Origin of the sequence: Ornithinimicrobium cerasi, assembly GCF_003702705.1 — a bacterium.
Classification (GTDB): domain Bacteria; phylum Actinomycetota; class Actinomycetes; order Actinomycetales; family Dermatophilaceae; genus Ornithinicoccus; species Ornithinicoccus cerasi.
In genome coordinates this window covers 81393-94629 of record NZ_QZMN01000004.1, presented here as the reverse complement: position 1 = coordinate 94629, position 13237 = coordinate 81393, and the positions used below count along the sequence as shown (strand labels likewise).

The window sequence follows — 13237 nt, the reverse complement described above, 5'->3', positions numbered from 1 at the left end:
AGCCCGGTCGCGTCGAGGCCGACCCTCTGCACCTGCCTCGCGCCCGGGTGAGAGGCTAGGCCGGACGGACGTCGACGACCGGGAAGGGATGGCCGGATGCAGTCCAAGGCGCTCACAGGACGGGACCGCGACGAGGCGGTGCGGGTGCTCAGGGAGAGCGCCCTGGGAGGTCCTCCGCTGGACGTGCTCGTCGTGGGCGGCGGCGTCACCGGTGCGGGGACGGCCCTGGACGCGGCGACGCGGGGCCTGACCACCGCCCTCGTGGAGACCGCGGACTGGGGGTCCGGGACCTCGCAGTGGTCGACCAAGCTCGTGCACGGCGGGTTGCGCTACCTGCAGATGCTCGACGTCGGCCTCGTCCACGAGGCGCTCACCGAGCGGGGGCTCCTGCTGCGGACGCTGGCCCCGCACCTCGTCAAGCCGATGCCCTTCCTCATCCCCCTGCGCCACCGGTGGTGGCAGCGGGCCTACTACGGCGCCGGCGTGACCCTCTACGACCTGCTCGCCAACGCGTTGCCGGGTCGGCGGGCGCTGCCGGTGCACCAGCACACCTCGCGGCGGGGGCTGCACCGGGAGTTCCCGCAGCTGCGCGAGGACCAGGCGATCGGGGCGGTGAAGTACTGGGACGCGACCGTCGACGACGCCCGGCTGGTGTCCACGATCGTGCGCACCGCCCACAGCTACGGCGCCTCGGTCGCCAGCCGGACCGAGGCCGTCGGGTTCGTCCGCGACGAGTCCGGACGGGTGGTCGGTGCCCGGCTGCTCGACCGGGAGACCGGGAGCACGTACGAGGCCCGGGCCCGTCAGGTCATCTCCTGCACGGGCGTCTGGACGGAGGAGGTGACCCGGCTCGCGGACACCGACGGCGGCCTGCGCGTCCTGGCGTCCAAGGGGATCCACCTGGTCGTCCCCCGGGACCGGATCGAGGGCTCCAGCGGGCTGTTCCTGCAGACCGAGCGCTCCGTCCTCTTCTTCATCCCCTGGTCGCGCTACTGGATCATCGGGACCACCGACACGCCCTGGGACCAGGACCTCGGCCACCCGGTCGCGACGGCGACCGACATCGACTACGTGCTGGACCGGGTCAACGCGGCGCTGACCACGCAGCTGGGCCGCGAGGACGTCGTGGGCTGGTACGCCGGCCTGCGCCCGCTCCTGCAGCCCGGCACCCGGTCGCCCTCGGACACCGCCCGGGTGAGCCGGGAGCACACCGTCGTCTCGCCCGTCCCCGGTCTGACGGTCATCGGCGGGGGCAAGCTGACGACCTACCGGGTGATGGCCCGTGACGCGGTGGACCTCGCGCTGGGGCCCGAGGCCGAGGCGCTCCCCTCCATCACCGACGAGATCCCCCTCCTGGGGGCCGTGGGCGAGGCCGCCATGCGCCGCCGGATGCCGGCCCTGCGCGCCCGCTTCGGCTGGAGCGCGCAGCTCACCGACCACCTGCTGCACCGCTACGGGTCGCTGGTGGAGGAGCTGCTCGACCTGATCGCCGAGGACGCCTCCCTCGCCGAGCCCCTCCGGGCCACGCCCGCCTACCTGCGCGCCGAGATCGCCTACGCGTGCATCAGCGAGGGCGTGCTGCACCTGGAGGACATCCTCATGCGGCGCACCCGCCTCTACTACGAGGAGCCCCGCAAGGGCCTCGACGCGGTGCCGGAGATCGCGGAGATCGCCGTCCAGTGGCTGGGCTGGGGCGAGGAGCGGGAGGCCCGCGAGGTCGCCGACTACGAACGTCGGGTCCGGGCCGACGAGGCCGCGGCGCGGGAGCGGGACGACGAGTCGGCGGTCCGCGCGCGGGACCGGGTCCTGCGCGGCGAGCCGGGTCCGGACGCCCCCACGGTGGCCGGGCACGACGACGACGAGGAGGACGAGGTGGTGGCCCGATGACGCAGGGCCCGCGGTTCGTGCTCGCCGTCGACCAGGGCACGACCAGCACCCGCGCGATCGTCTTCACGCACGCCGGGCAGATCCACTCGGTCGCGCAGAAGGAGCACCGTCAGATCTTCCCGCGGGCCGGATGGGTCGAGCACGACCCGACGGAGATCCTGCGCAACACCCGCGAGGTCATCGGGCAGGCCCTCGGCAAGGGCAACCTGACCGGTGCCGACCTCGCCGCCGTGGGCCTGACCAACCAGCGCGAGACGGCCGTGGTGTGGGACCGCACCACCGGGGAGCCGGTGCACCACGCCATCGTCTGGCAGGACACCCGCACGGCCAGGATCGTCGCCGACCTGGGCCGCGGCGGCGGCGCGGACCGCTTCAAGGAGGTGTGCGGCCTCCCCCTGGCCACCTACTTCTCCGGCCCCAAGGTCGGCTGGATCCTCGACCACGTGGAGGGGGCTCGCGAACGGGCCGAGGCCGGCGACCTGATCTTCGGGACCATCGACACCTGGCTGCTGTGGAACCTCACCGGCGGCCCCGACGGGGGGGTCCACGCCACGGACGTCACGAACGCCTCACGCACCATGCTCATGGACCTGCGCACGCTGAGCTGGTCGCAGGACGTCGCCGCGGCGATGGGGATCCCCCTGTCGATGCTTCCCGAGATCCGCTCCTCCTCGGAGGTCTACGGCACCAGCCGCAAGCTCGGCGTCCCGATCGCCGGGATCCTCGGCGACCAGCACGCCGCCACCTTCGGTCAGGCCTGCCTCGCCCGGGGGATGTCCAAGAACACCTACGGCACCGGCAACTTCATGCTGCTCAGCACCGGCACCGAGATCGTCCGGAGCGACCACGGCCTGCTCACGACCGTCTGCTTCAAGGTCGGGGACCAGGACGCGGTCTACGCCCTCGAGGGGTCCATCGCGGTCACCGGCTCGCTCGTCCAGTGGCTGCGCGACAACCTCGGTCTGTTCGAGGAGTCCGCCGACGTCGAGCGGCTGGCGCGCCAGGTCGAGGACAACGGTGGCTGCTACATCGTCCCGGCCTTCTCCGGCCTGTTCGCGCCCTACTGGCGCGACGACGCACGCGGGGTCATCGTCGGACTCACACGGTACGTCGACCGGCGCCATCTCGCCCGGGCCGCGCTGGAGGCGACGGCCTTCCAGACGCGCGAGGTGCTCGAGGCCATGGAGGCGGACTCCGGCGTCCGGCTGTCCGAGCTGCGGGTGGACGGCGGGATGGTCGCCAACGAGACGCTCATGCAGTTCCAGGCCGACATCCTCGGCGTCGACGTCGTGCGGCCCAGGGTGGTGGAGACGACGGCGCTGGGCGCGGCCTACGCGGCCGGCATCGCGGTCGGCTTCTGGGACGGCCAGCAGGACGTCGTCGGCAACTGGGAGGAGGACCGCAGGTGGACCCCCGCGTTGCCCGAGGAGGAGCGCGAGCGCCTCTACCGGGCCTGGAAGAAGGCGGTCACCCGCAGCTTCGACTGGGTGGACGACGACACCGCGAGGGACGACGACTCCCCGGGGTGATCCTCAGGCTGACCCGAACCACTGCGGCTCCTCGGGGTCGGGCACGACCAGCTCCGGCCGCTGCAGGTCGGTGTTGTCCACGATCCAGGTCGGCTGCCACAGCCTGGCCTGGCGCTCGTAGAGTCGCTGCCCGCCGACGTACCGGGCGTTCGCCGGGTGGTCGGGGTCCTCGTCGCCGACGACGCGGGAGCCCGGGAAGCGGGCGTTGCCGCGGGGGACGGTGACCCGCGGGGGCGCGGTCACCAGGGCGGTGGCGTCCCACTCCCCCCGCAGCTCGGGCCGGCGCAGGAAGACCCCCTCGACGACGAGCAGGGCGTCCGCGGACACGGGGACCGGCGCGGGGTCGACCGGTCGGTCGGCCGTCACGTCCCACGCGGCGGGCACGACGTCCCGCCCGGCCCGGAAGGGACGCAGCACCCGCGCGCGCAGCTCCTCGTAGTCGAAGGAGTCGGCGTAGTAGGTCTCGGGCGTCCGGCCGCGGGAGTACCGGGCCGCGCGCGGCCGGTGGAAGCCGTCCACCGACACGCTCAGCACCTGCCGCCCCGCCACCCACGGGGCGAGGGCGACGAGCTCGCCCACCAGCCGGGTCTTGCCCACCCCGTCCGGGCCGTCCACGGCCACCAGCGCCCGCTCGCCCGGCCGGGTGGCGACCATCAGGGCGAGCAGGTCGACGAGGACGAGCTGGCGCGTGGGGAGGAAGCCGGGCGACGACATACCGGCAGGGTATGCCGTGCCCCCTCGGGTGGAGCCTCCCCTCACCCCTCGTGCAACGTGGCGTTCCACTCCATGTACAGGCCGTTGTCGAGCAGCGTCGCCCAGGGCGGGGGCTCCTTCTCCACGAAGCCGAAGGAGCGGTACAGGCTGCGGGCACGGGTGTTGTCGTCGCCCACGTCGAGCCACACCGTGGTGACCTGGGGCCGGGCGCGGGCCTGCTCCAGCAGCTGGCGCAGCAGGAGCCGACCCAGACCCTGACCCCGTCCCTCCGGGGCCACCACCGTCCGACGCAGCTCGACCACACCGGCCTGGTCGGAGGAAGCCATGATGCCGAAGGCGAGGACGCGGTCGAGGCGGTCGACGAGGACCCAGTGCTCCATCCGGGGGTCCTCCAGCACCGCCGCGTGCCACTCCAGCCCCCCCTGACCGATCCACTGACGGGTGTCGAGCGCCTCCTCGATGTCGACCACGGTGCGCAGGTCCCCGCGCCGGGTGGCGCGCAGGTAGGAGCCGACGACGAGCCCGCCGCGCGAGCGCGCGAGGGGCCGGGTCCGGTGGGCGTAGGGCTTGCCGGCCACCTTCGGCGCCGACACCACCAGCATCTCGAGGTCGGTGTCGCCCTCGTTGCGCAGCTCGTGGCTGACGCGGGGCGGCACCTCGATCCCGGTCCCCGCCGGCACCGTCATCGTCTGCCTGCCCAGGACGACCGTCGCCTCCCCGCTCAGCACGAAGAAGAACTGACGGGACCGGTCGTGGGTGTGGGCGCGGGAGGAGCTGCCGGGGGGCAGGCACTGCTCGTCCACGCCCAGGTCGGGGCGGTCCAGCAGGTGCCAGGCCGTGCAGCGCTCGTCCCAGGTGGAGCGGCGCGCGGTGTCGCGGCTGATCGGGTCCGGTGCCATGACCGAACGCTAGTAGGTCAACCCACGGTCACGGTGGGTGAACCCGGTTCGCCGCCCACCGGCTCACCCATCTCCTCGGCGATCCGCATGGCCTCCTCGATGAGGGTCTCCACGATCTGGCTCTCCGGGACCGTCTTGATGACCTCCCCCTTGACGAAGATCTGTCCCTTGCCGTTGCCGGAGGCCACGCCGAGGTCGGCCTCCCGCGCCTCCCCGGGGCCGTTGACGACGCACCCCATGACGGCGACGCGGAGCGGGATCTCCATACCCTCCAGCCCCGCGGTGACCTCCTCGGCGAGCGTGTAGACGTCGACCTGGGCCCGGCCGCAGGAGGGGCAGGAGACGATCTCCAGCTTGCGCGGACGCAGGTTGAGGCTCTGCAGGATCTGGTTGCCGACCTTGACCTCCTCGACCGGGGGGGCCGACAGCGAGACCCTGATGGTGTCACCGATGCCCTTGGCGAGGAGGGCGCCGAAGGCGACCGAGGACTTGATGGTGCCCTGGAAGGCGGGCCCCGCCTCCGTCACCCCCAGGTGGAGGGGCCAGTCGCCCCGCTCTGCGAGCATCTCGTAGGCCCGCACCATGATGACCGGGTCGTTGTGCTTGACCGAGATCTTGAAGTCGTGGAAGTCGTGCTCCTCGAAGAGGCTCGCCTCCCAGACGGCCGACTCGACAAGGGCCTCGGGGGTGGCCTTGCCGTACTTCTTGAGGAGACGCGGGTCGAGCGACCCGGCGTTGACGCCGATCCGGATCGAGACGCCGGCGTCCTTGGCCGCGCGCGCGATCTCCTTGACCTGGTCGTCGAACTTGCGGATGTTGCCGGGGTTGACCCGGACGGCCGCGCAGCCGGCGTCGATCGCCGCGAACACGTACTTCGGCTGGAAGTGGATGTCGGCGATGACCGGGATCTGGGACTTGCGTGCGATGGCCGACAACGCCTCGGCGTCGTCCTGGGTGGGGCAGGCGACCCGGACGATGTCGCAGCCGGTCGCCGTCAGCTCGGCGATCTGCTGGAGGGTCGCGTTGATGTCGGTCGTGGGGGTCGTCGTCATCGACTGCACGGAGACCGGCGCGTCCCCACCGACCTCGACCTTGCCGACCCGGATCTTGCGGGACCTCCGTCGTGGTGCCAGGACCGGAGGGGGGAGCGAGGGGAGGCCGAGCGAGACGGGCGTGCCAGCAGTCATGTGGAGCAGTCTCTCAGACCGTGCTGGGCGTCAGCCGAGACTGATCGGCTTGACGATGTCGGCGTAGATGAGCAGGGCGGTCATCCCGAGCAGCCCCACGGCCACGGCGTACGCGACCGGCAGCGCCTTGGCGGTGTCGACCGGACCGGGGACGGGAAGTCCGCGTACCCGGGCCCACGCCTTCTTCAACCCCTCCCACAGCGCCCCTGCGATGTGCCCGCCGTCGAGCGGGAGGAGCGGGATGAGGTTGAAGACGAACAGCGCCATGTTGAGGGAGGCGATGAGGGACAGGACGATCCAGAACCGTTCGGCCACGGTGTCCGCGACGCCCAGGACCCCCTCGGAGGCGACCTCGCCGGCGACCCTTCCCACGCCCACGACGGACATCGGCCCGTCGACGTCGCGCTCCTCGGTGCCGAAGGCCGCCTGCGCGACGTCCACCATCCGCTGCGGCAGCGTGAGGATGATGCGGGCGGTCCCGGTGAACATCTCCCCCACCACGCCCGGGACCGCGGACACCGGCTGCGGCTCGTAGACGAAGGTCGGCGACGCGCCGAGGAAGCCGGCCTGCCCCCAGACCGGGTCGCCCGCCCCGTCCAGCTGGAGCGTGCCGTCGGCGTTCATCAGCGGCCGCTCCCGCATCACCAGGTCGGCGGTGAGGCTGCGGCGCTCACCGTCCCTCTCGATGACGAACACGGCCTGCTCACCGGCGTTCTGGATGGCGTAGGTGGTCCCGGACCAGTCGGTGACCGCGGTGCCGTCGACGGAGACGATGGTGTCCCCCACCTGCAGACCGGCCTCGAGGGCCGGGGAGGGAGGCTGACCGGCGCAGTCCGCGTCGCTGACGTCGGTGTTGGCGCACTCCGCGACGGCGGACACCGTCGAGGTGTTGTTGCCCACCCCGTGCACGGTGAGGATGAGCGTGATCAGGGCGGTGCAGATGAGGAGGTTCATCACCGGCCCGCCCGCCATGACCACCAGCCGCTGCCACACCGGCAGCCGGTAGAAGACACGGTGCTCCTCGCCCGGTCCGACCTCGTCCAGGGAGTCCTGCCTGGCCTGCTCGACCATCTGGTGGAACGGGTTGGAGGTGGCGCGACGCAGCCGACCGCCGTCCTGGGCCCGGGGCGGGAACATCCCGATCATCCGGACGTAGCCCCCGAGGGGCACCGCCTTCAGCCCGTACTCCGTCTCCCCGCGCCGGGTCGACCAGAGGGTCGGCCCGAAGCCGACCATGTACTGCGGGACCTTGACGCCGAAGCGCTTGGCCGGCACGAGGTGCCCCACCTCGTGCAGCGCGATGGAGACGGCGATGCCGACGGCGATGACGAGGACGCCGAGCAGGTACAGGATCAACGGGGGCTCTTCTCGTGGGTGCCGGCCACCACCAGGTCGGCGGCGACGTCGCGGGCCCAGGCGTCGGCCGCGAGCACCTGGTCCACGGACAGGTCAACCGACGAGGCCCTGATTCCGTTCCCGGGGCGGCCGGCGTGGGCGTCCACGACACGGGCCACCGTGTCGACGATCCCGGTGAACGGCAGCCGTCGGTCGTGGAAGGCCTCGACGCAGACCTCGTTCGCCGCGTTGTAGACGGCCGGGAAGGTCCCCCCGGCCCGGCCCACCTGCTCGGCCAGGCGCACGGCGGGGAACGCCTCGTGGTCGAGGGGGTGGAACTCCCACGTGGCGGCGGCGCTCCAGTCGCACGGCACGGCCACGTCGACCAACCGGTCCGGCCAGGACAGGCCGAGCGCGATCGGGATGTGCATGGTGGGCGGGGAGGCCTGCACCAGCGTGGATCCGTCCACGAACTCGACCATGGAGTGCACCACGGACTGCGGGTGGACCACGACCTCGATGTCGTCGAAGGGGACGTCGAAGAGCAGGTGCGCCTCGATGACCTCCAGGCCCTTGTTGACCAGGGTGGCGGAGTTGGTGGTGACCACCCGGCCCATGTCCCAGGTCGGGTGGGCGAGCGCCTGCTGCGGGGTGACGTCCCGCAGCTGCTCGCGGGTCATCCCCCGGAAGGGCCCGCCGCTCGCGGTGACCACCAGCCGGCGCAGCTCCTCCCGCCGACCCCCCCGCAGGCACTGGGCGATAGCGCTGTGCTCGGAGTCGACCGGGACGATCTGTCCCGGCCCCGCCGCGGCCCGCACGATCGGTCCGCCCACGATGAGGGACTCCTTGTTGGCCAGGGCGAGGGTGCTGCCGGCGGCCAGGGCGGCGAGGGTGGGGCGCAGGCCGATGCTCCCCGTGATCCCGTTGAGCACGACGTCGGCGCCGTTGCCGGCGACCGCGGTGGACGCGTCCGGCCCGAGGAGCACCTCCGGACGGTATGCCGTTCGGCCGGCCTCGCGGGCGGCTGCCTCCAGCGCCCGGTGGACCGCGGCGCGGGTGTCCTCGTCGTCGCGCGCCACCGCCACCTGCTCGACGTCGAGCTCGACAGCCTGGCGTGCGAGCAACCCGACGTCGGCACCACCGGCGGACAGGGCTCGGACCGTGAACTGCTCGGGATGGGCCAGGATCACCTCGACGGCCTGGGTGCCGATCGACCCGGTCGAGCCGAGGAGGGTCACGGTGCGGTGCGTCACCGGGCCATTGTGCCCTCCTCCCCCACGGGGGCCGGGTGCCCCGTCCCCTGCACGTCCCGCACCCGGCGCGCCACCCAACCCGGGTCGGCCGGGAGGAAGTCGAGGTCAGCGCCCGGCCCCCGCGGGCTGTCCACGTGGGCGACCCAGCACCCGCGCGGACCCAGCGCGAGGAGGTGCTCGCCGCTGATTGCGCCGTCGCGGGCCACCACCGACAGCGTCGCGAGGACGGTGGGCCCGTCGAGCAGGTCGCCCATCGCGTCCGGGCGGTGGGCCGCCGCCCTGCGCGCCGCCCCCTCCCCCGGCGTGGCGTCCCCGGGCACGGTGACCGCGACCACGGCGCCCACGACCTCCTCGGGATCGGGCACGAGCCAGAGGTGACGACCACCGTCGTCCCCCACGTCCTCGACGCAGGCGAGGCCGTCGAACAGGTGGACCAGGCGCACGCCGTGCGCGACCTGGTCGGGCTCGGCGGCGGTCACCAGTCGTTCGACGACGATCGTGCACGTGGCCGAGACGCGGACGTCGAGGGTCGTCCTCACCACCAGCACGGCCTCGGCACCGGCCCCGTCGACGTCGTCCTCGTCCACGTCCTCGTCCTCGTCCTCGTCCCCGTCCTCGTCCTCGTCCCCGACCCTGCCCCGGTCCCTGCCACCCTCCCCGACCAGCGAGCCGTCGGCCGTGAGCAGCCCCCTGGCCACGAGGGAGCGCCGGGCCTCGGCGGCCGTCGCGGCGGCCGCCGTGCCCGCCGCGGTCCCCACCGGTGACCGGCCCGCGAGCGGTTCCTCACCCACCCCGAGCGAGCGCAGGTGCGCGCCCTCGAGCTCGGCGAGCTCGGCCGCCGTGACGGCCAGCGCCAGGATCACGGGAGGACCCCGGCCAGGGCCTGTCCCGGCGAGGGGAGTGACCACCGCCGGCGCAGCCGCTCCAGACCAGACCGAGCCCGGTCGGCTGCCCGGTCCACCGTCCGGTCGGCCAGGCCGCGGCCCGCCGACCACCCGCGGGCTGCCACGTCCTTCGCCGTGGACCACGTCCGGCCGGCCACCCGGCCGAGCTGGTGCCGGTGGTCGTAGGCCCAGCTGGCCCCCATCCACACCTGGTAGGCGCCCGCACCCACGGCGGCGGCGGCGACCAGGGGGACCCCCGCGGTCGCCGTGGGGACGACCACCACCGCGACGACGCCGGCGACGGCGAGACCGGCGAGAACCCTCGTCGTGACACCGCGGGCCCCCGCGTGACCGCCTCCGTCGACCATCCTCGGGACGGCGTCCACCAGGACGAGGAGCGGCGCCCCCTTCGCCGCCACCGCCGCCACCCGGCGACCTGCGACGGGCACCCTGGCCACCCAGCCCGGGGGCTGCCGGTCGAGCCGCTCCACGGCGTCCCGGACCCTCTGGGAGACGAGGTGGAGCGTCCGCTCGCCGCCGGGCACCCGCATCCGGTGCAGGCGGTGCACGGCGTAGAACGCGGCCGTCGTGACCCGGACGCCCCGCCAGCCCCGCTCGCCCCGCCGGGCCGTCTCGTGGAGCAGCGCCAGGGTGCCGACCAGGGCGTAGAGCTCGGCGCCCAGCTGCCGCTCGATGCTCGTCGCCACCGCCCGCTGGACCTCGGCGAACTCCTCCCGCGCCCGCGCCACGAGGCCCTCGAGCCGGAGCCGCTCGTCCTCCAGCGCGCGCAGGCGGGCCTGCCACCCCTGTGCCCCGACCGGCTCCGGAGGCGGTCCTGCGGCCCGCAGCGCCGCGCGCTCGTGGTCCACGTCGTCGAGGGCCCGTCGGTGCCGTCGGACCCGGTCGCCGGCGTCCTCCGCGACGACCGCCACCCGGTCCAGGCCGAGGGCGACCCCCCTCAGCGGGTCGCCGAGCGAGCGCAGCATCGACGCCGTCTCGGCGCGGCGGGCGCCCTGCTCGAACGCCGCCAGGCCGCGCCAGGAGCCGTCGTCACGGCTCCCGGCGACCGTCGTCGACGACTCCTCCAGGGACTGCGCGAACCCGCGCAGCGACGCGGCGGCGGAGCGCAGCGCGACGGGGTCCGCCGCCAGCACTCCCGCGGTCACCGGTCCCCCCCGGCGTCGTCCCGCGGCCCCGCCCACCGCCGGGTCAGCGCCTGCTCGAGCAGCCGGTAGTCCGTGGCGGCCGCGTCGGTGGCCAGGCCCAGGTCGCCGACGAGCGCCGCCGCCTCGTGCAGCGCCCCGGCCGCCGTGCGGCCGGCGGACTCGAGCGCGGTCGAGAGCTCGGCTCCTCCCGCCGCGGCCGCCGCCACCCCGCAGCCGCCCGCGAGCCGGTCGGCGACACCGTCCACCGTCTCCGCCACCCGCGCCAGCCTCGACGCGTCCGCCGTGAGCGCCTCGGGCCCGACCTGCACGGCATACCCCATGGATCCTCCCCTCCCCCGCGCCGGACCGGATGGCCCGGCACTTCCAGCAGGATAGGAACGGGAGGGGACCCGCCGCTGCGCCTGTCCACAGGCGCGCGGCGCCGGCTCAGCCGGTCGGGTCCCCGCGCAGCACCGGCCCGAGCGCCTCGAGGACAGCCACGTCCTCGATGGTCGAGGGCACGGCGGCCTCCTGGCCGTCGGCGATCTGCCTCATCGTCCTGCGCAGGATCTTCCCGGAGCGGGTCTTGGGCAGGCCGTCGACGACGTCCACCTGGCGCAGGGCGGCCACCGGACCGACCTCCTCGCGGACCCGCCGGACCAGCTCCGCCTCGAGCCGCCGGCGGCCCTCGTCGTCGAGGTCGATGCCCCCCTTGAGCACGACGAGGGCGCGCGGCACCTGACCCTTGAGCTCGTCGTGGACACCGATGACGGCGCACTCGGCCACCGACGGGTGGCCGGCGAGCGCCTCCTCCAGCGACCCCGTCGAGAGCCGGTGCCCGGCGACGTTGAGCACGTCGTCGGTGCGGCCCATGACGTAGAGGTAGCCGTCCTCGTCGAGGTACCCGCCGTCCCCCGTCAGGTAGTAGCCGTCGTAGGCCGACAGGTAGGAGGAGACGTAGCGGTCGTCGTCCTGCCACAGGGTCGGCAGGGTGCCGGGGGGCAGGGGCAGCCGGATGCAGATCGCCCCCTCCACGCCGGGCGGCACCGGGGTACCCCTCTCGTCGAGCACCTGCACGTCGTAGCCGACGGTGGGCAGCGTCGGGCTGCCAGGCTTGATGTCGAACAGGGTCACCCCCACCGGGTTGGTCGCGATCGGCCAGCCCGTCTCGGTCTGCCACCAGTTGTCGACGACGGGGACCCCGAGGTGGTCGGTCGCCCACCGCCAGGTGTCCGGGTCGAGCCGCTCGCCGGCCAGGAACAGGGTGCGCAGCGAGGAGAGGTCGTGACCGCGCACCAGCTCGCCCTGCGGGTCCTGCTTCTTGATCGCCCGGATGGCGGTGGGGGCGGTGAAGGCGGCCACGACGTCGTGCTCCTCGATCAGGCGCCAGTAGGTCCCGGCGTCCGGGGTCCCGACCGGCTTGCCCTCGAAGAGCACCGTCGTCGCACCCGTGAGCAGCGGCGCGTAGACGATGTAGGAGTGCCCGACGACCCAGCCGACGTCGGACCCGCACAGCCAGGTCTCCCCCGGCTCGACGCCGTAGAGGTTGGTCATCGACCAGCGCAGCGCGACGGCATACCCGCCGCTGTCGCGCACGATGCCCTTGGGCTTCCCGGTGGTGCCCGAGGTGTAGAGCACGTAGAGAGGGTCGGTCGCCGCCACCGGGACGCACTCCGCCGGAGCCACCGCGTCGGGGTTCATGAGCTGCTTCCAGTCGAGGTCGCGCGCGCCCATCTCGCACCGCTGCTGCTCGCGCTGCAGGATGACGCAGTGGTCCGGCTTGTGTGCCGAGCGCTCGATGGCCTCGTCGAGCATCGGCTTGTAGGGGACGACGCGGCTCGGCTCGATGCCGCAGGAGGCGGACACCACGACCTTCGGCGCTGCGTCGTCGAGGCGCGCGGCGAGCTCGGCGGGGGCGAAACCGCCGAAGACCACGGAGTGCACCGCCCCGATCCGGGCGCAGGCGAGCATCGCCACGACCGCCTCGGGCACCATCGGCATGTAGACCACGACCCGGTCCCCCTTGACCACGCCGAGGTCGCGCAGCACGCCCGCGAAGCGGGCGACGAGGTCGAGCAGCTGGGCGTAGGTGAAGGTGGCCCGGGACCCGGTGACGGGGCTGTCGTAGATGAGCGCGGTCTGGTCGGCGCGACCGTGCACCACGTGCCGGTCCAGGGCGTTGAAGCAGACGTTGAGCCGCCCGTCGGGGAACCACCGGTAGAAGGGAGCCCGGCTGTCGTCGAGGACCTGGCGGGGCGGGGTGAACCAGTCGATCAGACCGGCGGCCTCGCCCCAGAAGCCGGCCGGGTCCTGCAGGCTCGCGGCCACGGTGTCGCGGTAGGTCTGCTGGGCAAGGGCTCCGTCGCTCATGGGCCAAGTCAACACCCGGCGCGCGCCTGGTCGC

At 73.6% G+C, this 13237-nt stretch carries 11 protein-coding genes; 2 read left to right on the top strand and 9 right to left on the bottom strand.

Annotated elements, in window-relative coordinates:
• Positions 1–96 precede the first annotated feature (96 nt).
• A complete protein-coding gene (locus D4B81_RS05815; protein ID WP_122261527.1) occupies positions 97–1887 on the top strand; it encodes a glycerol-3-phosphate dehydrogenase/oxidase in 1791 nt (596 codons plus the stop codon).
• Entirely contained in the window at positions 1884–3416 is a 1533-nt protein-coding gene (glpK, locus tag D4B81_RS05810) for a glycerol kinase GlpK (protein ID WP_122261526.1), read from the top strand. Before D4B81_RS05815 ends, glpK begins: the two co-directional genes overlap by 4 nt.
• Before the next feature lie 3 nt (positions 3417–3419).
• Here glpK and D4B81_RS05805 read toward each other — a convergent pair whose 3' ends face one another.
• From D4B81_RS05805 to D4B81_RS05765, 9 genes are all read right to left on the bottom strand, one after another.
• Positions 3420–4130, bottom strand: a complete 711-nt coding sequence (locus tag D4B81_RS05805; RefSeq protein WP_122261525.1) for a nucleoside/nucleotide kinase family protein — start codon at positions 4128–4130, stop codon at positions 3420–3422.
• A 41-nt stretch (positions 4131–4171) separates the two neighbouring features.
• Entirely contained in the window at positions 4172–5029 is an 858-nt protein-coding gene (locus tag D4B81_RS18010; RefSeq protein ID WP_161965005.1) for a GNAT family N-acetyltransferase, read from the bottom strand.
• Between the two features lie 17 nt (positions 5030–5046).
• Positions 5047–6216 (bottom strand): flavodoxin-dependent (E)-4-hydroxy-3-methylbut-2-enyl-diphosphate synthase, encoded by a 1170-nt coding sequence (ispG, locus tag D4B81_RS05795; protein ID WP_097187812.1) that lies wholly within the window; start codon positions 6214–6216, stop codon positions 5047–5049.
• A 30-nt stretch (positions 6217–6246) separates the two neighbouring features.
• A complete protein-coding gene (locus D4B81_RS05790) occupies positions 6247–7572 on the bottom strand; it encodes a site-2 protease family protein (RefSeq protein ID WP_161965004.1) in 1326 nt (441 codons plus the stop codon).
• Positions 7569–8804 (bottom strand): 1-deoxy-D-xylulose-5-phosphate reductoisomerase, encoded by a 1236-nt coding sequence (gene dxr, locus D4B81_RS05785; RefSeq protein WP_122261524.1) that lies wholly within the window; start codon positions 8802–8804, stop codon positions 7569–7571. The genes D4B81_RS05790 and dxr overlap by 4 nt, the downstream gene beginning before the upstream one ends.
• Complete coding sequence (locus tag D4B81_RS18005) at positions 8801–9667, bottom strand: hypothetical protein (protein ID WP_161965003.1); 867 nt, start codon at positions 9665–9667, stop codon at positions 8801–8803. Before D4B81_RS18005 ends, dxr begins: the two co-directional genes overlap by 4 nt.
• The gene (locus tag D4B81_RS05775; protein ID WP_161965002.1) at positions 9664–10854 is read right to left on the bottom strand and encodes a hypothetical protein; all 1191 of its coding nucleotides are present in this window, start codon (positions 10852–10854) and stop codon (positions 9664–9666) included. Before D4B81_RS05775 ends, D4B81_RS18005 begins: the two co-directional genes overlap by 4 nt.
• A complete protein-coding gene (locus D4B81_RS05770) occupies positions 10851–11174 on the bottom strand; it encodes a hypothetical protein (RefSeq protein ID WP_122261522.1) in 324 nt (107 codons plus the stop codon). Before D4B81_RS05770 ends, D4B81_RS05775 begins: the two co-directional genes overlap by 4 nt.
• Positions 11175–11280: 106 nt before the next feature.
• Complete coding sequence (locus D4B81_RS05765) at positions 11281–13203, bottom strand: propionyl-CoA synthetase (protein ID WP_122261521.1); 1923 nt, start codon at positions 13201–13203, stop codon at positions 11281–11283.
• Positions 13204–13237 lie beyond the last annotated feature (34 nt).

Coding starts and splice junctions, on each gene's coding strand:
- D4B81_RS05815 (WP_122261527.1), top strand. CDS start 97: ATGCAGTCCAAGGCGCTCACAGGACGGGACCGCGACGAGGCGGTGCGG.
- glpK (WP_122261526.1), top strand. CDS start 1,884: ATGACGCAGGGCCCGCGGTTCGTGCTCGCCGTCGACCAGGGCACGACC.
- D4B81_RS05805 (WP_122261525.1), bottom strand. CDS start 4,130: ATGTCGTCGCCCGGCTTCCTCCCCACGCGCCAGCTCGTCCTCGTCGAC.
- D4B81_RS18010 (WP_161965005.1), bottom strand. CDS start 5,029: ATGGCACCGGACCCGATCAGCCGCGACACCGCGCGCCGCTCCACCTGG.
- ispG (WP_097187812.1), bottom strand. CDS start 6,216: ATGACTGCTGGCACGCCCGTCTCGCTCGGCCTCCCCTCGCTCCCCCCT.
- D4B81_RS05770 (WP_122261522.1), bottom strand. CDS start 11,174: ATGGGGTATGCCGTGCAGGTCGGGCCCGAGGCGCTCACGGCGGACGCG.
- D4B81_RS05765 (WP_122261521.1), bottom strand. CDS start 13,203: ATGAGCGACGGAGCCCTTGCCCAGCAGACCTACCGCGACACCGTGGCC.